This window comes from Nakamurella sp. A5-74 (assembly GCF_040438885.1).
Lineage (GTDB): Bacteria > Actinomycetota > Actinomycetes > Mycobacteriales > Nakamurellaceae > Nakamurella.
The window spans coordinates 3,059,235-3,079,536 of sequence record NZ_CP159218.1 but is presented as its reverse complement, the minus strand read 5'-3'; the positions used below and the strand labels follow the sequence as shown (position 1 = coordinate 3,079,536).

The following is a 20,302-nucleotide window of genomic DNA, read 5'->3' as shown; positions in this document are numbered from 1 at the left end:
ATCCGACTCTGTTCTACGGTTGGTAGAATCTCCAGGAGTCGGACGAAAGGTGGACCATGACGCGACGCGGTGAACTCGAGCGTGCGGTGATCGACGTGCTCTGGGACGCCCGCGGCGATGTCACCGCTCGTGCGGTTGCCGACGCACTCGCCGATCGTGGTCTGGCGCTCACGACCGTGTTGACCGTGTTGACCCGGCTCGAGGACAAGGGTCTGGTGACGAGGTCCCGCGACGGTCGCGCCCACACCTACCGCGCCACAGCCACCCGCGCCGAGCACTCGGCCCAGCTGATGCACCAGGTCCTCCAAGACGCAGGTGATCGCCAGGATGCGCTGGTGCATTTCGTCGGGACGGTCTCCGATACCGACCTGGCGGCGTTGCGCCGCGCGCTCGACGAGCGCTGAACCGGCCGGGTCGGTGGTTGCGCCGGCGGGATCCGTCGGGCTCGTCGGGCATTCATCTCCTCGACCGCAGGTGAAGATGAGCGGATGAGTTCGCTGCCCGCACCCGTTCTCGCGACCGCGCTTGCGGTTGCGGGCGTGGCGGCGGCGGCTCCGGGCAGCATCCTGCTCGCCCGGGCACGCTGGGTGAGTCGGGCGCCGACGGCGGCGCTGCTGCTGTGGCAGGCGGTGTGTCTGTGTGCTGGTCTGTCGCTCACCGGTGCCGCGCTGGTGATGGCAACCGAACCGCTGGGCCGGCAGCTGCCACCAGCGTTCGCCACCGGGGTGCGGAACCTGTTGACAGGTAACGGTTTTCGCGGTCTGGACGGCGCGCGCATCGTGTTGTTCGTGATGGCTGTGGCGTTCGCCGGCCACCTGCTGACGGTGCTGCTCGTGACGATCGTGCGCGCGCAACGCCGACGCCGACAGCATCGCGCGGTGCTGGATCTGATTTCCGGTCCGAGTGGCGCGCAGGACGCCGCGGTCAGGGTGCTGGACGAGCAGGCACCGCTGGCCTGGACCGTGCCGGGGCGGCGCAGTCGGCTGGTGCTCACTGCCGGACTGATGGATCTGCTCACGGATCGGCAGCTGCTGGCCGTGCTCGCGCACGAGCGAGCCCACCTGAGCGTGCGGCACGACCTGCTGCTGGTTCCGTTCCAGGCCTGGGCGACGGCCCTGCCGGTGCCGGGAATGCGTGCTGCCAGGGTCGCTGTGCGTGCGTTGGTGGAGATGCAGGCCGACGACCTGGCGGCCAGGACCGTCGGTCCGCAGACCGTGGCGTCGGCCATCGCCGCCGTGGTGCTGGCCGATTCCGGCGACCCGACGAAGAACGTCCAGCTCGGCGATCCGGGGTCGAGTGCCGCCTGGACGGCCGGTGCCGACTCGACCGTCGCGGCGCGGGTGCGTCGACTGCAACCCCCGCACCCACTGCCGCGATGGGGATCGCTGCTCGTCGTCGTCGCAGCACTCCTGCTGCTCGCCGTCCCCACCATCGCGCTGTTCGTCGGGTGGCGCTGACGCCGATCACCGCGGCGGTAGGGTGAGCGTGCTGGAGGTCCGCCACGTGTGGCGGGACAACAGGGAACCCGGTGCGAATCCGGGACTGCCCCGCAGCGGTGACCGGGAACGAACCCGTCTCAGAAGCACTGGGCTGCACGGCCTGGGAAGCGACGGCAGTAGGACAGCGACGGCATGTCGTCGCCCGCCCGGGAGTCCGAAGACCTGCCTTCGGTGCGGTGCCACCGGCACCGCTCGTTCGGGGTCGCGAGGGACGACCGTGGGCGTCCGGTCGTGTGCCCGCGCCTGCTGGATCCGAACCCCCGGAGCGCAGCCCCAGGAGTCCTACCCGTGACCAGCAGCCCCCTCGACCGCGCCCATCCACCGACCCCGTCCCGCCGCCGCCGGCGCCTCGTCGTGCCCGGCCTCGCGCTGGTGTCCGCGGCGCTGGTGCTCGCCGGGTGCAGCAGTTCCCCAGCCGCTCCCAGCAGCAGCGCAGCCTCGAGTGCCGTCTCGTCCGCACCGAGCAGCAGCGCGGCCTCGAGTGCCGTCTCGTCGAGCGCGGTCTCGTCCGCACCGAGCAGCAGCGCAGCTTCGAGCCCGGTTTCGTCGAGCCCGTCTTCGTCGAGCACCAGCCCATCCAGCAACGGCTCGGCAGTGCCGGGTCTCGATGCGAAGGGCTGCATCGAGCACTACGACGCAGCGACCGACTACTTCCCCACCAAGCTCAGCATCGAGTACTCCAGCGCCCTGCAGATCAGCTACCGCAAGTCGTTCCAGGTACTGACCGTCACGCCGCCCGGTGGCACGGCCGAGACGTATGTCCTGGTGCGCTGCGGGGCTCCGAAGCCCGCGCTGAGCGGCGATCTCGCCGACGCGCAGCTCGTCACCACCCCGGTGACGAAGCTCTACTCTGCCTCCACCACCCACCTGCCCAGCCTCGTCGCACTCGACAGGCTGAACACCGTCGGCGGCGTTTCGTCGGCAGCATTCGTGTCCGAACCCGCTGTGCTGCAGTACTTCTCGAAGAACAAGCCGGTGGAGTTCGCGCCCACCGGAACCATCGACGCCGAGACCGTCATCACCGGCAAGCCGCAGGTGCTGATCGGTGGCGGCTTCGCCGACGCGGCCGACGGCAAGCTGGAGGGGGCCGGCATCCCGGTCCTGCAGGACCTGGATGCGCAGGAGTTGACCCCGCTGGGCCAGGCAGAGTGGATCAAGTTCTTCGGCGCACTGACCGGCACCGAATCCGCTGCCACTGCCGAGTTCGACGCCATCGCCGCCGAGTACCAACGGCTGGTCGCGCTGACGAAGTCCGCGGACAAGGTGCTCGTCGTTCCGAACCAGCCCTACCAGGGTGAGTGGTACGTGCCGGGCGGCAAGTCCAACAAGCAGCAGCTGTTGGCCGACGCGGGCGCCCGCACCGCCAACTCCCAGGACGGGGTCACCGGCAGCGTCAAGACGTCTTTCGAGAAGGTCTTCGCGACCTCCGCGAAGGCGCCGGTGTGGATCGCCTCGACCACGTGGACCAGCGAGAGCGATGCGCTGAAGGAGGATCCCCGGTTCGCCCGGTTCGCGGCCTTCAGCACCCACCAGGTGTGGAACCCGATCAAGGGCGTGACCGCTGCCGGTGGCAATCCCTACTACGAGCTCGGCGGGCTGCGCGTCGACCTCGCGCTGGCGGACCTGATCGCGATCGTGCACCCGGATCTGCTGCCGGAGCACACCTTCACCTTCTACCAGCGGCTGAGCTGACTCCTGTCATGACGACCGTCGGCGCGGTGGACGGGGAGCCGCGCGAGCTGAGCGTGCTGGCCGTCCACCGACGCCGCCGGACGGTGATCGCATTCGCCGCGGTGACCGTCCTGCTGGTACTGGTGCTGGGGACGGCGCTGGTGGTCGGTTCTGAGACGGTACCGGTGCGGGACGTCCTGCGATGGTTGACCGGATCGCTGCCTGCTGACGACCCGGCGCGGGGCTTGATCGAGCAGTTCCACCTGCCGCGTGCCCTCACCGGGGTGCTGGCGGGGGCCGGGCTCGCGGTGGTCGGCCTCGTCATGCAGACGTTGTTCGCCAACCCGCTGGCCGACCCGTACATCTTGGGTGTCTCCTCGGGAGCCGGCCTCGGAGTGGCGGTGTCGGTGCTCGGCACCGGAAATGCCGCGGTCGCCTTCGTCTCCACATTCGGCGTGTTCGGGCGCTGGGGGACTACCGCCGCCGCGATGACCGGCGCTCTGGTGGTGATGGGTGTCGTGCTGCTCGCCGGCCGATGGATCTCCTCGGTGGTCTCGCTGCTCGTCATCGGAGTGATGATCGGCGCTGCCGTCGGCGCGGCGGTCTCATTGCTGCTGGCCTTCGCGGATCCGGTGCGGCTGCAGAAGTACGTGCTGTGGTCGCTGGGTTCGCTGGACGGCACGTATCTGGGTGACCTGGTGGTGCTCGGTCCCGTCGTGGGGATCGGGTTGGTGCTGGCGGTGCTGTTGTCCCCGTCGCTGAACGCACTGGTGCTCGGGGAGCGCTACGCCAGGACCATGGGCGTGCGGGTCCGCGGGGTTCGGGTGGTGGCGATCGTGGCGACCTCGGTGATCTGCGGCGGGGTCACGGCGTTCTGCGGTCCGATCGCCTTCCTGGGTCTCGCGGTCCCGCATCTGGCGAGAATGCTGCTGCGACAGGCGGATCACCGGATCATGGTGCCCTTCTGTGCGCTGCTCGGTGCGGTCGTCTGCGTGCTCTGCGGGGTCATCGCCGCGCTGCCGGGTACGGCGGGCACGATCCCGTTGAACGTCGTCACCGCGGTGCTCGGGGCGCCGGTGGTCATCGCTCTGCTGATCCGGAACCGCACCCTCGGGGCCGGCGGATGAGCGGCGCGGGACTGGTCCTGCAGGAGCTGGTAATCGGCTACCGGCGGGTTCCGCTGCTGCCGCCGATCACCACGACAGCGCATCCGGGCAGGGTGACGGTGCTGTTGGGGCCCAACGGTTCCGGCAAGTCGACCCTGCTGCGGACGATTGCCGCTCTGCAACCGGCACTGGGTGGATCGGCAACCCTGGACGGTGCCCCGCTGGCCGCGATGGGCCCGCGTGCCAGGGCCCGTTCGCTGGCGGTGGTGCTGACCGACAGGTTCGACCCAGGACTGCTCCGCGGCGGCGAGGTGGTGGCGCTGGGTCGTCGGCCGTACACCGGTGCGGCCGGCATCCTGCGCGCGGAGGACCGCGCGGCCGTCGAGCGCGCACTGTCGGCGCTGCACGCGGAGTCGCTCGCCGACGTTCCGCTGGCGGAGATGAGCGACGGTCAACGACAGCGCATCCTGATCGCCAGGGCGCTGGCCCAGGATCCGGCATTGCTGGTGCTCGACGAGCCCAGCGCGTTCCTGGACGCGCCTGGCCGGATCGAGCTGTTGGCCGTGCTCCGTAGGATCGCCGAGGACCGCTCGATCCCTGTCCTGGTGTCCACCCACGACGTCGAGGCAGCGCTGCGGGCCGGTCAGGACGGGTGGGTCATCGACGGCCGGGTGCTCCGGACCGGAACGGTGGATGCGTTGCGGCAGAACGTGATCGGCCCGGCCTTCGCCACCGGGGTGGTGGAGTTCGACAGCGAGGTGGGGATCTTCCGACTGCGCCGGCCACACTCGTCACAGCCTCACTTGTAGAGGTTCGTCGCTCCGGTGTCCATCTGGACGGAGAGGTCGGGGCCGATCGTCGGACGCCGCTCGGATCCGGGCGCCGAGTACAGCTCCAGCGAGTCGATCACCACGCCGCTGTCGGTGATCAGGATGATCCCGGGCACGCAGCTGTAGATCTGGTCGTTCGCGTCGGCGTTGGTGGCGTCGACCTGCACCGTCGTCCCGCGGCCGTTGTCCAGAGACATCGACACCTGATAGCGGCGGAAGGAGCCGGTACCGTTGGACTGCGCCGAGTAGGCCACCGGCACGATCGCGGCGATCTGGGCATGCGGACGGATCTCGATGCGCTCCACCGCCATCGGTGCCGGCTCGCCGGAAGCGGCGGCCTTCCCGCCGCCGAACCATGAGCTCTTCTTGCGGCCGCCGGCCGGGCCGGACCTACCTACGTCACCCAGGTGCCGGACCGATCCGTCGGCGGAAGCCAGGCTGAACTTCGGGTCGTCGCTGGTGCCGAACGCCGAGACCGCCTCGGTCCGGCCGTCGCGGTAGCGGATGAGGGCGAAGACGTCGTAGTCGGTGGCCGGTGGCCAGGTGATCGAGGCGACGATCAGCTCCGACGAGTCGATCTCGACGCGCTGACCCTTGGTCAGGTTGATCGCGCCGTTCCGCTTGCCCAGGTCGACCCGTTGCTGCCCACCTCCGGGAGCAGGGGTTACGGGGGCCGGCTGCGACGGGGGTGGGAACGACACCGGCGGCGGTGCGTCGATGGCCGGTCCGGTCGGCGGCGGCAGCTGCGCGGAGGGGGGCGGGAAGTTCACTGCGGTGCCGGGTGCGGGGGGCGGCGGCATCGGGGGAGCGACGGGCATTGGCGGGGCTGCTGGGACTGCTGCCGGTGGGGGTGCTGCGGCGGCGCTGTCGTCCAGGGTGACGCCGTGTTCGGTGACCAGGGCGGACAGGCCACCCGACCAGCCGGCGGAGACGTTGCGGACCTTCCAGCCGCCGTCCCTGCGATACAGCTCGACCAGCACCGCTGCCCGCTCGTCGCTGAGGCCGCTGGCGGCGGCGGAGACCGGTTCGGTGTCACCGACCGTCACCGCGAGGCCGGCGACCGAGGCCAGCGAACCGGGAGCGGCGTCGTCCATGGCGACCGCAACCGCGAGCACCGACACATCCTGTGGGACCGCGGTCAGGTCGATGGTGGCGCGATCGCCGGCGGTGAGCTCGACGGCCCCCTCTCGGGACCGGGTCGCCCCCCAGAACACCAGATCGTCGTCGCTGCGGACCTTGCGCGCGTCGGTCAGCTGCAGGACCAGCAGGTCGACCGTCCCGCGTTGGGCGCCGATGACCACGATGTCCGGTCGCAACGCGGTGAGTGGACGGTTGGCACCCTTGTCGAGTTGGCTCATGCGTTCATTGTTCCTGACGCACCGCCGCGGGCCCGGCGCTCGACCGGCCTGTCGCCATCCGGCGGGAAGTCGCTCGACCTGCTCAACGCCTCGTGGGAACGGATGTCCGCCAGCTTCGACACGAGCGTCTCGGTGACGGCGTCGAAGCCCGCACCGCCGAGCACCAGTCGGGTCGGCGGGTGCTGCTCGGCCAGTACCTGGAGGACGGCCTCGACCCCGGGACGGGGGTCACCCGGCTGGCTCGCAGACGTAACTGAGCATCGGGGAGCTCTCGACCGTGACGCATCTGTCGGTGAAGATGCTGCGTCGCTATCACTCCGGTGGTCTGCTGGTGCCGGCCGAGATCAATCCTTGGAACGGCTACCGGTACTACACCGCGGACCAGATCGGTCCGGCCCAGACGATCCGTCGATTGCGCGAGTTGGACATGCCGGTCCGTGAGATCGCTGATCTGATCGGTGATCTCGACGAAAGCCGGCGGCAGCCGCTGCTGACCGCCCACCTCGAGCGACTCGAGCAGCGGCTGGAACAGACCCGCGAGGCGGTGCGCGCACTCCGTCGGCTGATCGATCCGGGCGGCGATCCGTTGGACGTCGAGCTCCGCCGGGTGGATGAGCTGATGGTTGCCTCGATCACCGCGGAACTGCCCCGGGACGCGCTGCTGGACTGGTACGCCGGCGCGATGACGGATCTCGATGCTGTGCTGGCCGGCGCCGGGGTGGCGCCCGCCGGACCACCGGGGGCGTTGATCGACCACGGGATCTCAGGAGTCGAGACCGGCAGTGGCCCTCGATGGTCGAACGACGAAGGAGTCGAGACCCCGACACCACGACGGTCGAGCCAAGAGCACGGTGGTCGAGCGACGCAGCAGACGAGACCCCGGATGCGTCCGAAATCTGTTGCAGCAGAGCTCATCCGATCGAGGGCCCTACCGACAGCTGGTCCACCGGGCGTCGAAGTGGTGACCGAACGCGTTGAGCCGCAGTACATTCGGACGGATCGACAGAAGACTCCCAGTCGGTTGCTCCAGCGGAGTATCGACCCACTGGTCCGATCGTGGAACAGCTTCATCCATACAGTTCTAGCTACCGGACTCGAACGCTTGTAGCATTGGTTCATGGGATGGGGACACGCAAACGGGGACGTCGACGCGGCGCGCGCCGCCCTCGAATCCAGGCCGATCCAGATCGATCTCTGCCAACTCGGCACCCTCACCCAACGCTGCCGGAACCTCGCCAAGCGTGACGTCGACGCCGACTGGCTCCGACGCCTGTCCACTGTCACAGAACCGCTCCCCCTGCTGGACTCCGGCACCGATGCAGGCCTCGGTGACTCCCTGCTCGCCGCGGCAGCCGCGCCCCGCATCACCCGGGACGTCCCCGTCCCCGACCCCGTGACGTCACCCGCCGCCGCCCAGGGCCTCGCGGAACTGGTGGTGCAACTGGACCGGGTCACTGCCTGGGCCGAGGCGCATCGAGCAGCCGCGATGGCAGCCCTCGGCCGACCCGGCGTCGCCGCGCCGATCGGGAACCTCCTCGACGCCGTCACCAACGGCGGATCCGATGGACCCATGGGTGTCGACAGCGCTGACGCGCTGCTCGGCAGCGACTTCGAAGCTTCCCACTGGCAGGACGTGTCCGTCAGCGGCGACCCGGCATGGGATGACGCCGCTTCGAATCAGGCACAAAGGATCGCGGCGGCCGAGGTCGGAGCCCGCCTCGCCTGGACCCCTGCCACCGCGCAAGCCCGGATGCTGGAATCCACCGATGTGGTCGACGCGTTGCCGCTGGCACATCGATTGTGGGCACAGGGCCGGCTCGACCGGGCCCGGGTGATGGCACTGGCCGACCGCACCCGCGACCTGAATCCTGCTGCCCGGGCACTCGTGGAAGAACAACTCCTCGCCGACGGCGGTGTGTTGCTGCGGTCGAAAACTGTTGCCCGGGTGCGGGTACTCGTCGACCGGTGCGCTGCAGCGCTGGACCCTGACGCGATCCGCCGCCGGCAGGAACGCGCCCGCCACGACCGCGACGTGTACCTCTCCTCACGCGAGGACGGGATGAGTCGCTTCTGCGCCGACGTCCCCACACCGGTAGCTGTCCTGGCCAGATCTGTCCTCGACCACGTCGCCCAGGGCTTGCCCTCCGATCGCACCATCGGTCAACGCCGCGCCGACGTGTTCGCCGACCTGTTCACCAGTCTGGCCGCCCACGGACACGTCGACCTCCGCGGAACTACCGAACCATCTGGGCCGCCTCAACCCGCTGCTGCAGAACCACTCCCCGAGGTCCTGCCACCCGACTGGGAGAGCGTCGATTCCGGGGTCACCGTCATCATTGACGCCGCCACCCTCACCGACATCGACCTGAACAAGGTGCCCGCCATCGAAGGCGCTCTCCTCGGGTCCCACCCCGCCCTCCCGGCCGATCTTGTCCAGGCACTGGCCCTGTCAGCGAAGCGCGCCCGCATCGCCATCCGCGGCGCCCCAGACCAACACAGCAGCTGCCGCTACGGCTGCGCATCCACTTCAACGAATCTGACCGTCGGCGCCGACATCCACCGCCCCACCGCGAAACTCGTCGAACAGGTCGTGCTCCGCGACCGAGTGTGTCGATTCCCCGGCTGCCGCCACCCCGCCCGCCACAGCGACCTCGACCACCGCAGGCCTTTCGCCGAAGGTGGACCCACCACCGCCGAGAACCTCGACGCCCTGTGCCGCTTCCACCACCGACTCAAGACCTTCACCCGCTGGCGCGCCATCCGCGAAACCGGCAACCGCATGACTTGGACCACCCCCCTCGGCGCCACCATCACCGACGACCCCGAACTCACACGACTCGCGCCATCCCCGCACGCACCGGATGACGACCCGCCACCGTTCTGAGTACCCGGGAACCTGACAGGATCTCGACTCCTGCGTCGCGCGATCAGCGAAAGTTGTTGCTCGGGAGCGGGATCTCCGCTCGCTCGTACCTCACCCGTTTGGCCACCGAAGACTCATCCGCGGCCGCGGCCGGGGACCTTGCCACGTCAGGGACCTCGCTGCTCCGGCGACGCTCGATCACCTAAGATCTTGCGACTTCAAGGTGCGACGTCGAGCGAGCGAGCCGCCAACGCCGTCTGTACCCGGGAGGTCAGTCCCAGCTTCGCGAGAATGTTGGACACGTGCGTCTTGACCGTCGGCAGCGCGACCACCAGTTGCTCGGCGATCTGTGCATTCGACAGGCCGGAACCCAAGGCGCGCAGCACCTCCCGCTCCCGCTGGGTCAGGGTGTCCAGAGTCGCGGACACCGGCCGCGGGCCGTCAGCAGCGGGGCCGGGCTCGTCCGGGAGAGCGTCGAGCACCCGACGGGTGACAGCGACGTCCAGCACCGCATCGCCACCCGCGGCTGCCCGGATCCCGGTGAGGATCTGGCCGCGGATGCTGTTTTGAGCAGGAATCCAGAGGCACCGGCCCGCAGCGCTCCGAACACGGCTGCGTCGTCGTCGTGGGTGGTGAGCACCAGTAACGCGGCGAGCTCGTTGTGGACGATCGCGCGCGTGGCAGCAATGCCGTCCGTGCCCGGCATCCGAACATCCATCAGCACCACGTCCGGCCGCAGGGTCCGGCTCTGCCGGATCGCGTCGGCCCCGTCGATCGCGGAGCCGACCACCTCGACGTCCTGCGCGCTGCCGACGAGCAGCTGCAGACCTGCCCGGACGGCCTCGTGGTGGTCGGCGATCAGCACCCGGATCATGCGCTTCCCTCCAGCGGCAGCACGCAGTCGACACTCCACCGGCCGTCATCGACGCCCGCGCTGAACCGACCACCCGCTGCGGTGACCCGGCCGAGCAGGTTCGACAGGCCGTGGCCGGTGCCGACGGTGGCCGCCGCGGAACGGTCGGTGGGCGCCGAGCGGTCGAGCAGGGCGCTCCGTACCCGGATCGTCGGCTGCTCCTGGGTGGCGGTGATCCGCAGGTCCGTCGGCAGTTCGGCGCCGTGGCGGGACGCGTTGGTGAGGGCCTCCGCCACCACCCGGTACGCCACCTGGTCTATCAGCGCAGGAAGTCGGGGCAGCGGATCGGGCTGCAGCACCACCACCAACTCGGCACCGCCGGCCCGGAACCGATCAAGGAGTTGGTCCAGTTCTGCGTGCAGGGTCACCGGAAGTGGGTCGAGCATCCGACCGTCGACAGCGTCCGGAGCGCGGTCGACCGCTGTTAAGCGGTACTCGATCGGCATCCGCTCCGGTGAGCGCTGAGGTCTGCAGCGCGATCGACGACAGGTGGCCGGCGATCACGTCGTGCAGTTCGCGGGCGGTGGCGGCGCGCTCCCGGGTCAGCCGCGCGGCGTGCTCGAGCTCGACCAGGTGTTGTCGGTTGCCGACCCGTTCCCGCTCCCAGGCGGCGCAGGCTCAGCAACTGGCTGCTGCTGGCGGTGCCACTGGTCGACGTGGTGCTGCTCGCACTGGTCGCGATCGATCTGGGCCGCGGAACGGTCGCGGCGAACGTCCATAGCCTCGCCGGGATGTATCTAGGAATCAGCGTCGCGTTCGGACACCGGATGGTGCAGTGGGCGGATGTCCCGGGTCGCCCACCGGTTCGCCGGCGGCCCGGCGCCGACTCCGAAAGCACGGGCGGGCGCCGGGAGGGCGTCCTATGAGTGGCGCACATTCGGCCTGGCGCTGATCGCCGCCGCGATCGCGACCGTCACACTCCTGGGCCTTCGCTTCCTGGTGGCAGCCCCGGATGCGGGTGCGGCGCTCACCCAGCGGGTGCCGATGATCGGGGTGGTGGTGGCGATCTGGTTCGTCAGCGGTCCGCTGTGGTGGTCAGGTCGATCTGCCGCAGATCGAGTGAGGAGCTGATCGGGCGGCGACCTGCTCGGCCGACCGGTCGGTGGTGTCGATCAGCTCGGTGACGGCGCCCAGCCAGCTACGGGCCGCGTCGTAGTCGGCTCGGCGATCACGGCGCCAGCCGGCTGCGCCTGGTTCGTGGAGATCCGCATCGATCCGGCGTCGATGCTCCGGCTCCCGGACGTCCAGGGTGAAGGCACGCACAGGCACCTGAGCGGCAGCGAGTGCCTCCGCGATCTCCGTCCAGTACCGCTGCACGAGCACCGTCTGCGGGACCAACAGATCGGCCTTCAGCTCCTCGTGCAGCGCCACCAGCGCGGCAGCGGTCAGGATGCGCCAGGCGCGCCAGTCCTGGAAATCGCCGACCGGGATCCGTTGCGTCAGAACAGGTTGTAGCAGATACCCGATCTGCTCGGGGTCGAACAGGACCAGGGCGGGATCGGACGCCAGTAGGAGTCGGGCGACCGTCGTCTTACCGGCCCCGAACGGCCCGTTCAGCCAAACGATCATCCGACCGAGCGTAGGCCGCCCAGGTTCGCAACGCTCAGCGCACCAGGGGCGCCAGCGCCTCGCCCGCCTGCTCGACAGCACCGGGCAGATGACCGGTACGGACCAGGTTGATGATGATCCCGTCGACCCCGGTGTCCAGCACCCGATGCTGGAGCTTCTCGGCGACCTCTTCACCCGTTCCGTAGAAGATCCGGTCGGTGGCCGCGGCGAACGCGTCGTCGTCCATGGTGTCCGGATCGGCGCCGCTGGACCGTAGGTGGTCCCTGACCAGCGCGTCCGCCTGCTCGTGGGTGTCGGCGATCATCCCGAACGCCAGGAACGAGGTCTCCAGGGTGGCCGGATCCCGGTCGACCTCCGTGCAGCGCTGCTTGACGGCGTCCAGCTTGCGGGGCAGTTCGGAGGCGTCGCAGATGATGTTGAGATGGTCGGCGAACCGTGCGGCCAGACCGAAGGTCTTCTTCTCGCCGCTACCGCCCAGCATGATCGGCAGGCTGTCCCGCACCCGCGGGTTGTTCAGCGTGCCGTGTGCGGAGTACCACTTCCCGTCTAGCTCCGGGTGCCGGCCCCGCAGCATCGGCTCGATGATCTGCAGGCTCTCGTCGAGGCGCTCGAACCGGTCGGTGAAGGTGCCGAACTCGTAGCCCATCTGCTGGTGCTCCAGCTCGTACCAGCCGGCGCCGATGGCCAGCACCGCGCGTCCGTTGCTGATCACGTCCAGCGTGCTGGCGGTCTTGGCCAGCATGGCCGGATTCCGGTAGGTGTTGCCGGTGACCAACGTGGACAGCTGGATGCTCTTCGTGGAGGCGGCCAGCGCTCCGAGCGTCGTGTACGCCTCCATCATCGGTTCCTCGGGCGCGCCGATCCCGGGGAGTTGGTAGAAGTGGTCCATCAGCAGCACGGTGTCGAAGCCGCCCGCCTCGGCCTCGCGCGCTTGTGCGACAACGGTCGGGAAGATCGCGGCGGTATCGCCGCCGGGGTAGCTGAAGTTCGGGATCTGGTAGCCGAGTCGGATGCTCATGTCCTCGACGCTAGGGGTGTGAGTGCACTCGAAGTCAAGGCCGGATCCGCTCACGGCGGAGAGGCTTGCCCTGCCTGCTCCGCTGCGGTGGAGTGGGGCGATGAGCACAGTTCTCGTCCTGGGTGGGACCGCCTGGCTGTCGGCCGAAGTGGCCCGGCAGGCGGTGGCCGCCGGTCATGACGTCACCTGCCTCGCGCGGGGCAGCGGCTCGTTCCCGGCGGGTGTCAGCGAGCTCCGCGCTGATCGCACCGCGCCGGATGCATACGGCGGGGTCCGCGGCGGCGCCTTCGACCTGATCGTCGATGTGGCCCAGCAGCCCGGCCAGGTCCGTTCGGCGCTGGCCTCGCTCGGCAGCATCGGTGCGCACTGGGTCTTCGTGTCCACCGGCTCGGTGTACGCGGACAGCGACCATCTGAGCGGCGATGAGAGTGACCCGCTGCTGGCCGCGGCCGAGGACGACATCGTCACCGACGAGCAGTACGGCGCGGGAAAGGTGGCCTGCGAGAACGCCTTCGCCGACGTCGACGTTCCGGTGAGCATCCTGCGGGCGGGTCTCATCGGCGGACCGGGGGACGGTTCCGACCGGCTCGGATACTGGCCGGCGGCCTTCGCGCGGGCGGTGCGCCCCGGCGGCGTCGACCTGCCCGTGCTGGTCCCCGATGTCACCGAGCAGCCGGTGCAGGTCGTCGACGTCCGGGACATCGCAGCGTTCTCGTTGACCGCCGGGCTGGCGAGGGCTGCCGGCGTCTTCGACGTCACCGGCATCCCCAGCACTCTCGGCGAGATGGTCGAGCTGTCCCGGAGCGCCGCCGGTCATCGCGGAGAGGTCGTCACCGTCGGGGTCGAGAAGTTGGTCGAGGCCGGCGTCCAGTACTGGGCGCGGCCGGGGTCGCTGCCGCTCTGGCTGCCGCCGGGACATGCGCTGGCCACGATGCGGCCGTCGGCGGCAGCTGCCGCGGCCGGATTCACCCGGCGACCGCTGATCGACACCATCCGCGACACGCTGGCCGACGAGCGCGAGCGGGGGGTGGACCGGGACCGTCGTTCCGGCCTCAGCCGGGTACGGGAGGACGAGTTGCTCGCCGCATTCGGGTGATCAGGTCCTGACCAGGGTCGCTCGGCGGGCGGCTGTCGGGGTCCTGTGTTGTCATCGGGACATGGAGACACCGTTGTCGCGCCGGGCCCCCGTTCACCGCACTCGTGGCTGGCGGCTGGGAGTGCTGGGAGTACTCGGCGTGGTGCTGGCCGTACCGACCGCAGCCTCGGCCGGAGCATCGATGGCCGCCTCCCACGACCGCCCGCTCGAGCTCTCGGTGCTGTCGTCGCCCCGTGCCGATCGGGTGTCCGACGGCAACGCACTGCTCGCCCTCGACGGTGCAGGCGATCGCCGGCCGACGGTCCGCATCGGCTCCAGCGACGTCAGCGCGGGCTTCCAACGGCAGGGGTCCCGCTGGATCGGCGTCGTCGATTCCCTGGAGGTCGGCCAGAACCTCGTCACCGCAGCGGTTCCCGGCTCCCACCGACAGGCCGCGCGACTCGAGATCACCAACTTCCCGCGGACCGGACCGATGTTCTCCGGGCCCCAGGAACAACCGTTCGTGTGTCGCACCCAGAGCTTCACCACGCTCGCCGGGACCACCTTGGGGGCACCGCTGGACGCCTCCTGCACACTGCAGACCAAGGTCGAGTACGTCTACCGCTCGAATGCCGATCGCACGCTGAAACCGTTGTCCGACAGGCATTCCCGTCCCACCGACCTCGCCACCACGACCACCTCCACCGGTCGGATCGTGCCGTACGTCGTGCGGGTCGAGACCGGTGTGATCAACCGGTCGATCTACGAGTTCGCCGTGCTGGACGACGGATCGCGCTCCGTCGATGTGTTCACCGGCCCGAGCGGGTGGAACGGGCGGATGCTCTACACCTTCGGCGGCGGCTGCCCCGGCGGGTGGTACACCCAGGGCGCCTCGACCGGCGGTGTCGCCGACGACTGGATGCTGGGCCAGGGCTACGCCGTCGTCTCCAGCACGCTGAACGTCTTCGGCAACAACTGTCAGCCGGTGACGGCAGCCGAGACCATGGCGATGACCAAGGAACACGTCGTCGAGACGATCGGTGTGCCTCGGTCCACGATCGGGATCGGCTGCTCGGGCGGCTCGTACCAGGTGTTTGCCATCGCCGACAATTATCCGGGTCTGCTCGACGGCATCCTGGCCGGCTGCGTGTTCCCCGAGGTCGATTTCGCCACCCTGCACACCATCACCGACGCCGGTTGCTGCAGGTCTACTTCGCCGCTCATCCGGAATGGGCCGATGCCCAGCGGCGCGCGGTGAGCGGGTTCGGGCGGGCCGGGACGATCACGAACCTCGGTGAGGGCGGCCGTCGGATCGACCCCCGGGTGTACTGCCCGACCGAACTGCCGGTGGCGCAGCGCTACGACCCCGTCAGCAACCCGGCCGGTGCCCGGTGCGATGTGTACAGCCACCAGCGAGGCATCTTCGGCTCCGTGCCCGGCTCGAACGGGAGACTTCCGCTGCGGCCCTTGGAGAACGTCGGGATCCAGTACGGTCTCGACGCGCTGAACCGTGGGCAGATCACCGCCGCCGAGTTCGTGGCACTCAACGCAGGGATCGGTGGCTTCGACCGGGACGGAGGCGTCGTCGCACAGCGAACCGTCGCCGACCGCTCGGCGATCGACACGTCCTACCGCACCGGTCAGCTGGTCAACGGCCGGCGGCTGGGGAGCGTGCCGATCATCGAGCTGCGCGAGTACACCGACGACCTGCCGAACGGTGACATCCACCTGCGCTTCCACTCGTTCTCGTTCCGGCAGCGACTGGTGGACGCGAACGGCGACGCCGGCAACCACGTCATGTGGACCCAACCGCGAGGCGCGGGCGGGTTCGGAACGGTCAACCCGCAGTTCCGGGCCGCGATCACCGAGTTGGACTCCTGGGCCGGCCGCATCGACCGGATCGATCCGACAGGCGGCACCGCACTGCCGTCGCACCGCCTGGTGGTGGCCACGAAGGCGCGCTCCGTCGCCGATGCCTGCTGGACGGCGGACGGCCGGAAGATCGCCGAGCGTCAGGTGCCCGGCATCGACAACACCCGGTGCAACACGCTCTACCCGGTCTGGCCTTCGCCCCGGATGGTGGCCGGCGGCCCCCTGGCCAACGACGTCATCGCCTGCACGACGAAACGGCTGGATCCGCGCGACTACCGGGTGGTGCGTTTCACCGCCGGACAGTGGCGCACCCTGCAACAGACGTTCCCGCAGGGGGTCTGCGACTGGCAACGACCCGGTGTCGGTCAGACCGGCGCGGTACCGACGGCCTGGCCGGTCTTCATCGGCTGACGGTGCCGGAGTCGGGGGTGCGCGCCGCCCGGATGACCAGGACGCACACCACCGGCCAGCACGCCTCCGTCCAGGCGACTGCCCGCTCGGTCGCTCCGAGCCAGGTGCCGCCCAGCTGCAGGGCGAACCAGCCCAGCAGCGCAGCGGTCACGGCACTGACTGCAGCCGCCGTCCAACCGGTGGGCAGGCGGGACGCGACCGGCCACAGCGCCAGCGCGACGAAGGCGATGCCGGCCGCCGGGACGTGCAGCGGATGAGGCTGCGGGGAGGCGGCCACGAGCACCGTTGCGGCTCCGCCGAGGGCAAGCAGCCACCGTCCGCTCGTGCGTGCCCCGGTCAGGCCGATGGCCGTCAGCAGGTAGGAGATCCCGACCAGAGAGAGCGCCGTGGTCATGATCCAGCGGTCCGAGGCGCCCTGGGCTGCGAGGGCGCTGATCGAGTCGCGGGCCCTGCTGTAGCCGTCGGGTTGGACGGCCGCAGCCCATTCGCCGCCGCCGATCAGGGCCACCGGTGCCGTTGCCGCAGCGGCTACCCGCCAGGACCGCGGCTCAGCCATCAGAGACATCACCCCGGCCGCGCTTGACCTGCCCGCGGCGTTTCTTCGCCGCGATCCGGCGTTCCTGGGAGCCGCGAGTTGGCCGGGTCGGGCGGCGGGCCCGCGGCGGCGGAGCTGCCGCCGTCCGGAGCGCGCTCACCAGACGACGCCGGGCCGCATCACGGTTGGACAGCTGGGCCCGGTGCTCACTGGCAGCAATCGTGAGCACGCCGTCCACGAGTCGGCCGGCCATCCTGGCCAGCACCCGATCCCTGAGGTCCGCCGGCACCGAGGACGACCCGGCAAGGTCGAAGGAGAGCTCGACCCGGGAGTCCGCGGTGTTCACGCCCTGCCCGCCCGGCCCTGAACTGCGGGAAAACCGTTCGCGCAGCTCGCCGGCGGGAATCACCCACCGAGGAAGCACGATCAGATCCTGGGCCATGACGTCGAGTCTGCCCGCAGGTGGCCCCGGCCGTCGCTGGTGTTACGTGCTGTTGCTGGCTCGAAGGACGCGCTCCTCGCCAGCAGTTGCCCGTTTCGTCAGCGAGAAACTGGAACCGGCGAACGCGCTGCCACGTAGCCTCGACCGATGACGATGCCCGGGCACCTCCCCGCTGGGTTGGCGCCGGGGATGCGGGTCGTCATCCGGTACCTGGTGAGCCCCGGTGGCTCGGCGACCGATGCGCTGGGTGTGTTGCTCAGTCGCGACGAACATCGCTGCGCCGTCGAGACGCGTCGCGGCCCGGTGACGATCGACCTGAGCGCCATCGTCGCTGCGAAGCAGGTGCCGCCGCCGCCGGAGCGCAGGCGCGCACCTCGGCCGGGCACTGCAGACGGGTCGAGCACCGGCGGTGTGTGACGAGCGCGGTGCAGGTGCAGGTGCTGCGGTCAACGCACCGCAGCACTGACGTCGTCCAGCAGAGCATCGGCGTCGCGGAGGACGCGATCCAGTTGGTCCCGGTGATCGTCACCGGTCAGCCGATCGAGCTCGGCGATGCGACCGGTGATCCCCAGGTACTCCTGGAAGAGCTCGTCGCGATTCGCCGGCTCCGCGCCCGGACGGGAGTCCAACCGGAGCAGCGCGTGGGCGATGGCCGTCATGGCCGTGGAGAGCACGGCGCGATGGTCGGAGTCCACCTGATCGGTCGCCGCGGTCGCGCCGAGCGATCGACCAGCTCGGCGGGCGGCCCACCAGATCCCGAGGGCGCCGAGCACCACGGCAGCCAGGGCAGCGCCGGCCAACACGTAGCGGGGCAGCGACGGCCGAAAGGTACGGGCATCACCCGGGATCCGGTCGAAGGCGACCAGCAGGTCGTAGTTGACCACGATGGTCCTCACCGCATCGAGCGGACGGCCCGGGAATGCGCCGACCCCGGTGCTGACGCGCTCCTCGATGACCGCGGCGCGGCCGAGGTCGTCGTCCTGATCGAACAGGTACTGGCAGCCGTAGGTGGCCCAGTCGTCCGCCTCCGCTGTCAGGATGACCACCACGGTGCCCTCGGCGGCCGCGTCGAGATCGCGGCAGGCGTCGCGGGCGCCCGGGGTGGCGTTCGCCGCGCGTACGACGATGACGAGTCGACGGTCGCCGATCACCTGCCGTGCGGCGGCATCGTCCAGTCCGACCGCCGGATCCGACCAGATCGAAGCCGACCGCACGGTGTGGGCGACCGGACTGTCGAAAACCCCACCGGTGACCAGGGCCCAGCCACTGACCGCCAGCAGCGCGACGACGATCCCGATCACCCAGCGGCGCACCGACGGCTCGGGACGGGCGACGGTTGCGTACGGGTCGCCGGTTGCCGAGGCCGCCCGGCGGCGCAGTCGCAGCGCGGCCGCGGATGTGCCGCGCCGACGATCCTTGCGCGCGTTCACCGCGCCCACTCCCGGACGTACTCCGTGGGCCGGTAGTCCTTGCGGCCCAACAGTTCGGCGACCGTGTCCAGTTCGGCGGACGCCGCGTCCAACTGTGTGCGCACCTCCGCCTGCAGCCCGCGTTCCGTGATTGCGGAGCCTGCCGCACGCAACGCCGCCGCGGCCCGGGCGAGTGGTGCGTCAGCGCGGCGGTCTGCGAGGCCGGAGGTTTCGATGAGCAGGCTGGACAGACCCGCCAGGCGGGCGCGGCCGGCGGGCGGGATGAGGAACAGCGGCCGGCGGCGCAGCTGCCGGACCGAGAGCACCAGGAACCCGGCTGCGCAGCCGGCAAAGACGATCGGCAGCGCCGGCAGCGTGACCGACAACGGATCGAAGGACGGCGCCGGCAGCGCACGGCCGAAGATGCCCGACAGGCGCAATTCGGCGATGCGGGCCAGGAAGGTCCGCAGCACCCCCTGCGTCGGGAGCACCCGCTCGGCCAGCACGGTCCGGTACTGGCCGTAGTAGGACGCCGAGGCGATCTCGGCGAACTGGTCGGCGTCCGGGCCGCGGTAGTCGACCCACAGACCGGTCAACGTCACCACCGGCCGATCCGGGAACGCCGCCGACAGAGCGGTCGCCCAGTCCACGAGTGGTGCGCCAGGCGTCGATCGCGGGAAGGTGGCAATGATCGGTCGGCTGTCCGGGAACGCCGTGCCGGCCGTGGCCGGGACCTCCGTGACCCCAGCCGCCGGATCCAGATGGACACCGCTCGAGCGCACGGCGGCCAGCACCGGGGCGAGCTCCGCCGCCGTCGGTGCACGGACGGCGGCGGCCTGCGGATCGGCCGGCGTGGGAGCGTCGCGGAGCGCGGCGACCAACGCGAGCAGCGGCCCGGTGATGTCGCCCTGGGCGAACTGGCGCTGCCAGCCGGGCAGATCGTCGGCCAGTGAGGAGTAGCCGCCGCCTTTGACCGCGGTGCCCTCGATCCGGATGACCTCGTGCACCCCGGTTGCGTCCTCGTCGAACGGGTCGAGCTCGTACAGCATTCGGCTCTGGTCGGAGGTCAGCCCGATGGGCGCCACCAGGATGCGGATGTCGTCGTTGCCGATGGCCGCACGTACCTGCTTCTCGTCGAACCAGGCGGAGGCGCCGGGGAGACGCACCCTGCTGTGCCGTCGCAGCTGGTTCGTGAGTTCTTCGGGGGACGGCAGGGAGACGGTCGGGGTCTCGGTGGGGGTCAGTCGGCTGGACGCGGCGTTCAGCTCGTAGCGGGCGTCCGAGGAACGACCCTGGACGGCCACGAACACCACTGCCGCAACGACGGCCAGGACCGCCAGCAGCCAGCGGACGACCTCCGGTCGCTCCGGGCGTAGCCTCGCCGACCGAGAGCCGGAGCTCATCCGGTGACGCTCATCGCTGTGTCCCGGCGCGGTAGCGACGGTCTGCTTCGCCGGCGAGCTCCAGCACGGTCGTCGCGGCCGAAACCCCGCCGTGATGGGTGATGAGTTCCTCGGCGCGCGCCAGCAGCGCGTCGGTGTCCGGCTGTGGTCCCGCTGCATCCCGGGAGATCTGGGCGGTCTCGACCGCGGTAAGGGCCTGCGTCCAGCGCACCCGCGATCGCAGCTCCGTGCGTCGCCTGGTGAGCACCCAGCCGGTGGTCAGTCCGGCGCTGAGCAACACCACGACGCCACCCAGCCAGAACCACCACATCGGATCCCCCAGGTCGCT

The 20,302-nt window shown here is 70.2% G+C and carries 20 protein-coding genes, 2 pseudogenes and 1 riboswitch; of the genes and pseudogenes, 11 read left to right on the top strand and 11 right to left on the bottom strand.

Translation table 11 applies throughout. The annotated features are described in order from the left end of the window. Nucleotides 1-56: 56 nt before the first annotated feature. The 5 genes from ABLG96_RS14190 to ABLG96_RS14170 all read left to right on the top strand — a co-directional run bounded on the left by ABLG96_RS14190 (nucleotide 57) and on the right by ABLG96_RS14170 (nucleotide 5,085). Nucleotides 57-404 (top strand): BlaI/MecI/CopY family transcriptional regulator, encoded by a 348-nt coding sequence (locus tag ABLG96_RS14190; protein ID WP_353648012.1) that lies wholly within the window; start codon nucleotides 57-59, stop codon nucleotides 402-404. Nucleotides 405-488: 84 nt separating this feature from the next. Next, complete coding sequence (locus ABLG96_RS14185; RefSeq protein ID WP_353648011.1) at nucleotides 489-1,457, top strand: M56 family metallopeptidase; 969 nt, start codon at nucleotides 489-491, stop codon at nucleotides 1,455-1,457. An 18-nt stretch (nucleotides 1,458-1,475) separates the two neighbouring features. After that, a riboswitch (cobalamin riboswitch) is annotated at nucleotides 1,476-1,684 on the top strand. Between the two features lie 103 nt (nucleotides 1,685-1,787). Then, entirely contained in the window at nucleotides 1,788-3,191 is a 1,404-nt protein-coding gene (locus ABLG96_RS14180; protein WP_353648010.1) for an ABC transporter substrate-binding protein, read from the top strand. An 8-nt stretch (nucleotides 3,192-3,199) separates the two neighbouring features. Beyond that, nucleotides 3,200-4,297, top strand: a complete 1,098-nt coding sequence (locus ABLG96_RS14175; RefSeq protein ID WP_353648009.1) for an iron ABC transporter permease — start codon at nucleotides 3,200-3,202, stop codon at nucleotides 4,295-4,297. Then, on the top strand, nucleotides 4,294-5,085 hold the full coding sequence (locus ABLG96_RS14170) for an ABC transporter ATP-binding protein (protein ID WP_353648008.1): 792 nt from the start codon (nucleotides 4,294-4,296) through the stop codon (nucleotides 5,083-5,085). The genes ABLG96_RS14175 and ABLG96_RS14170 overlap by 4 nt, the downstream gene beginning before the upstream one ends. Here the strand turns inward: ABLG96_RS14170 and ABLG96_RS14165 are convergent. Continuing rightward, the gene (locus tag ABLG96_RS14165) at nucleotides 5,076-6,464 is read right to left on the bottom strand and encodes a TerD family protein (protein WP_353648007.1); all 1,389 of its coding nucleotides are present in this window, start codon (nucleotides 6,462-6,464) and stop codon (nucleotides 5,076-5,078) included. The two genes, ABLG96_RS14170 and ABLG96_RS14165, sit on opposite strands and share 10 nt — an antisense overlap. 253 nt (nucleotides 6,465-6,717) lie before the next feature. On the opposite strand from ABLG96_RS14165, the gene ABLG96_RS14160 reads away from it, so the two are divergent. Beyond that, nucleotides 6,718-7,572, top strand: coding sequence for a MerR family transcriptional regulator (locus ABLG96_RS14160; protein WP_353651513.1), 855 nt, complete (start codon nucleotides 6,718-6,720; stop codon nucleotides 7,570-7,572). Between the two features lie 9 nt (nucleotides 7,573-7,581). Then, nucleotides 7,582-9,348, top strand: a complete 1,767-nt coding sequence (locus tag ABLG96_RS14155) for a DUF222 domain-containing protein (protein ID WP_353648006.1) — start codon at nucleotides 7,582-7,584, stop codon at nucleotides 9,346-9,348. A 197-nt stretch (nucleotides 9,349-9,545) separates the two neighbouring features. Here the strand turns inward: ABLG96_RS14155 and ABLG96_RS14150 are convergent. From ABLG96_RS14150 to ABLG96_RS14140, 3 genes and pseudogenes are all read right to left on the bottom strand, one after another. Continuing rightward, nucleotides 9,546-10,201 (bottom strand): annotated as a pseudogene (locus ABLG96_RS14150) (response regulator transcription factor). Next, nucleotides 10,198-10,686 (bottom strand): hypothetical protein, encoded by a 489-nt coding sequence (locus ABLG96_RS14145; RefSeq protein WP_353648005.1) that lies wholly within the window; start codon nucleotides 10,684-10,686, stop codon nucleotides 10,198-10,200. Before ABLG96_RS14145 ends, ABLG96_RS14150 begins: the two are co-directional and overlap by 4 nt. Beyond that, nucleotides 10,574-10,813 carry a histidine kinase gene (locus ABLG96_RS14140; protein ID WP_353651512.1) on the bottom strand — a complete coding sequence of 80 codons (240 nt, stop codon included), beginning with the start codon at nucleotides 10,811-10,813 and terminating at the stop codon, nucleotides 10,574-10,576. Before ABLG96_RS14140 ends, ABLG96_RS14145 begins: the two co-directional genes overlap by 113 nt. 210 nt (nucleotides 10,814-11,023) lie before the next feature. Here ABLG96_RS14140 and ABLG96_RS14135 point away from each other — a divergent pair, with 210 nt between their 5' ends. Then, on the top strand, nucleotides 11,024-11,311 hold the full coding sequence (locus tag ABLG96_RS14135) for a hypothetical protein (RefSeq protein WP_353648004.1): 288 nt from the start codon (nucleotides 11,024-11,026) through the stop codon (nucleotides 11,309-11,311). On the opposite strand, the gene ABLG96_RS14130 is transcribed toward ABLG96_RS14135, so the two are convergent. Then, nucleotides 11,276-11,809, bottom strand: a complete 534-nt coding sequence (locus ABLG96_RS14130) for an AAA family ATPase (RefSeq protein WP_353648003.1) — start codon at nucleotides 11,807-11,809, stop codon at nucleotides 11,276-11,278. The two genes, ABLG96_RS14135 and ABLG96_RS14130, sit on opposite strands and share 36 nt — an antisense overlap. A 34-nt stretch (nucleotides 11,810-11,843) precedes the next feature. Continuing rightward, the gene (locus ABLG96_RS14125; RefSeq protein WP_353648002.1) at nucleotides 11,844-12,827 is read right to left on the bottom strand and encodes an LLM class F420-dependent oxidoreductase; all 984 of its coding nucleotides are present in this window, start codon (nucleotides 12,825-12,827) and stop codon (nucleotides 11,844-11,846) included. Nucleotides 12,828-12,927: 100 nt separating this feature from the next. On the opposite strand from ABLG96_RS14125, the gene ABLG96_RS14120 reads away from it, so the two are divergent. After that, nucleotides 12,928-13,923 carry an NAD-dependent epimerase/dehydratase family protein gene (locus ABLG96_RS14120; RefSeq protein ID WP_353648001.1) on the top strand — a complete coding sequence of 332 codons (996 nt, stop codon included), beginning with the start codon at nucleotides 12,928-12,930 and terminating at the stop codon, nucleotides 13,921-13,923. A gap of 61 nt (nucleotides 13,924-13,984) precedes the next feature. Next, nucleotides 13,985-16,185, top strand: a pseudogene (locus tag ABLG96_RS14115) (DUF6351 family protein). On the opposite strand, the gene ABLG96_RS14110 reads toward ABLG96_RS14115, so the two are convergent. Continuing rightward, the gene (locus tag ABLG96_RS14110; protein ID WP_353648000.1) at nucleotides 16,175-16,741 is read right to left on the bottom strand and encodes a DUF998 domain-containing protein; all 567 of its coding nucleotides are present in this window, start codon (nucleotides 16,739-16,741) and stop codon (nucleotides 16,175-16,177) included. The pseudogene ABLG96_RS14115 and the gene ABLG96_RS14110 sit on opposite strands and share 11 nt — an antisense overlap. Next, the gene (gene arfB / locus ABLG96_RS14105) at nucleotides 16,734-17,162 is read right to left on the bottom strand and encodes an alternative ribosome rescue aminoacyl-tRNA hydrolase ArfB (protein WP_353647999.1); all 429 of its coding nucleotides are present in this window, start codon (nucleotides 17,160-17,162) and stop codon (nucleotides 16,734-16,736) included. The genes ABLG96_RS14110 and arfB overlap by 8 nt, the downstream gene beginning before the upstream one ends. Nucleotides 17,163-17,309: 147 nt before the next feature. Between arfB and ABLG96_RS14100 the strand changes: the two genes are divergently transcribed. Further along, on the top strand, nucleotides 17,310-17,579 hold the full coding sequence (locus ABLG96_RS14100; protein WP_353647998.1) for a hypothetical protein: 270 nt from the start codon (nucleotides 17,310-17,312) through the stop codon (nucleotides 17,577-17,579). A 29-nt stretch (nucleotides 17,580-17,608) separates the two neighbouring features. Here the strand turns inward: ABLG96_RS14100 and ABLG96_RS14095 are convergent, their stop codons facing one another. Genes ABLG96_RS14095 through ABLG96_RS14085 form a run of 3 tightly spaced genes read right to left on the bottom strand, consistent with a single transcriptional unit; the run spans nucleotide 17,609 to nucleotide 20,284 of the window. Then, complete coding sequence (locus ABLG96_RS14095; protein ID WP_353647997.1) at nucleotides 17,609-18,592, bottom strand: hypothetical protein; 984 nt, start codon at nucleotides 18,590-18,592, stop codon at nucleotides 17,609-17,611. Further along, a complete protein-coding gene (locus ABLG96_RS14090; RefSeq protein WP_353647996.1) occupies nucleotides 18,589-19,974 on the bottom strand; it encodes a hypothetical protein in 1,386 nt (461 codons plus the stop codon). Before ABLG96_RS14090 ends, ABLG96_RS14095 begins: the two co-directional genes overlap by 4 nt. Before the next feature lie 10 nt (nucleotides 19,975-19,984). Beyond that, a complete protein-coding gene (locus ABLG96_RS14085; RefSeq protein WP_353647995.1) occupies nucleotides 19,985-20,284 on the bottom strand; it encodes a DUF6403 family protein in 300 nt (99 codons plus the stop codon). Between the last annotated feature and the right edge of the window lie 18 nt (nucleotides 20,285-20,302).

Coding starts and splice junctions, on each gene's coding strand:
- ABLG96_RS14165 (WP_353648007.1), bottom strand. CDS start 6,464: ATGAGCCAACTCGACAAGGGTGCCAACCGTCCACTCACCGCGTTGCGA.
- ABLG96_RS14170 (WP_353648008.1), top strand. CDS start 4,294: ATGAGCGGCGCGGGACTGGTCCTGCAGGAGCTGGTAATCGGCTACCGG.
- ABLG96_RS14125 (WP_353648002.1), bottom strand. CDS start 12,827: ATGAGCATCCGACTCGGCTACCAGATCCCGAACTTCAGCTACCCCGGC.
- ABLG96_RS14190 (WP_353648012.1), top strand. CDS start 57: ATGACGCGACGCGGTGAACTCGAGCGTGCGGTGATCGACGTGCTCTGG.
- ABLG96_RS14085 (WP_353647995.1), bottom strand. CDS start 20,284: ATGTGGTGGTTCTGGCTGGGTGGCGTCGTGGTGTTGCTCAGCGCCGGA.
- ABLG96_RS14175 (WP_353648009.1), top strand. CDS start 3,200: ATGACGACCGTCGGCGCGGTGGACGGGGAGCCGCGCGAGCTGAGCGTG.
- ABLG96_RS14090 (WP_353647996.1), bottom strand. CDS start 19,974: ATGAGCTCCGGCTCTCGGTCGGCGAGGCTACGCCCGGAGCGACCGGAG.
- ABLG96_RS14110 (WP_353648000.1), bottom strand. CDS start 16,741: ATGGCTGAGCCGCGGTCCTGGCGGGTAGCCGCTGCGGCAACGGCACCG.
- arfB (WP_353647999.1), bottom strand. CDS start 17,162: ATGGCCCAGGATCTGATCGTGCTTCCTCGGTGGGTGATTCCCGCCGGC.
- ABLG96_RS14145 (WP_353648005.1), bottom strand. CDS start 10,686: ATGCCGATCGAGTACCGCTTAACAGCGGTCGACCGCGCTCCGGACGCT.
- ABLG96_RS14155 (WP_353648006.1), top strand. CDS start 7,582: ATGGGATGGGGACACGCAAACGGGGACGTCGACGCGGCGCGCGCCGCC.
- ABLG96_RS14120 (WP_353648001.1), top strand. CDS start 12,928: ATGAGCACAGTTCTCGTCCTGGGTGGGACCGCCTGGCTGTCGGCCGAA.
- ABLG96_RS14185 (WP_353648011.1), top strand. CDS start 489: ATGAGTTCGCTGCCCGCACCCGTTCTCGCGACCGCGCTTGCGGTTGCG.
- ABLG96_RS14130 (WP_353648003.1), bottom strand. CDS start 11,809: ATGATCGTTTGGCTGAACGGGCCGTTCGGGGCCGGTAAGACGACGGTC.
- ABLG96_RS14100 (WP_353647998.1), top strand. CDS start 17,310: ATGACGATGCCCGGGCACCTCCCCGCTGGGTTGGCGCCGGGGATGCGG.
- ABLG96_RS14135 (WP_353648004.1), top strand. CDS start 11,024: ATGTCCCGGGTCGCCCACCGGTTCGCCGGCGGCCCGGCGCCGACTCCG.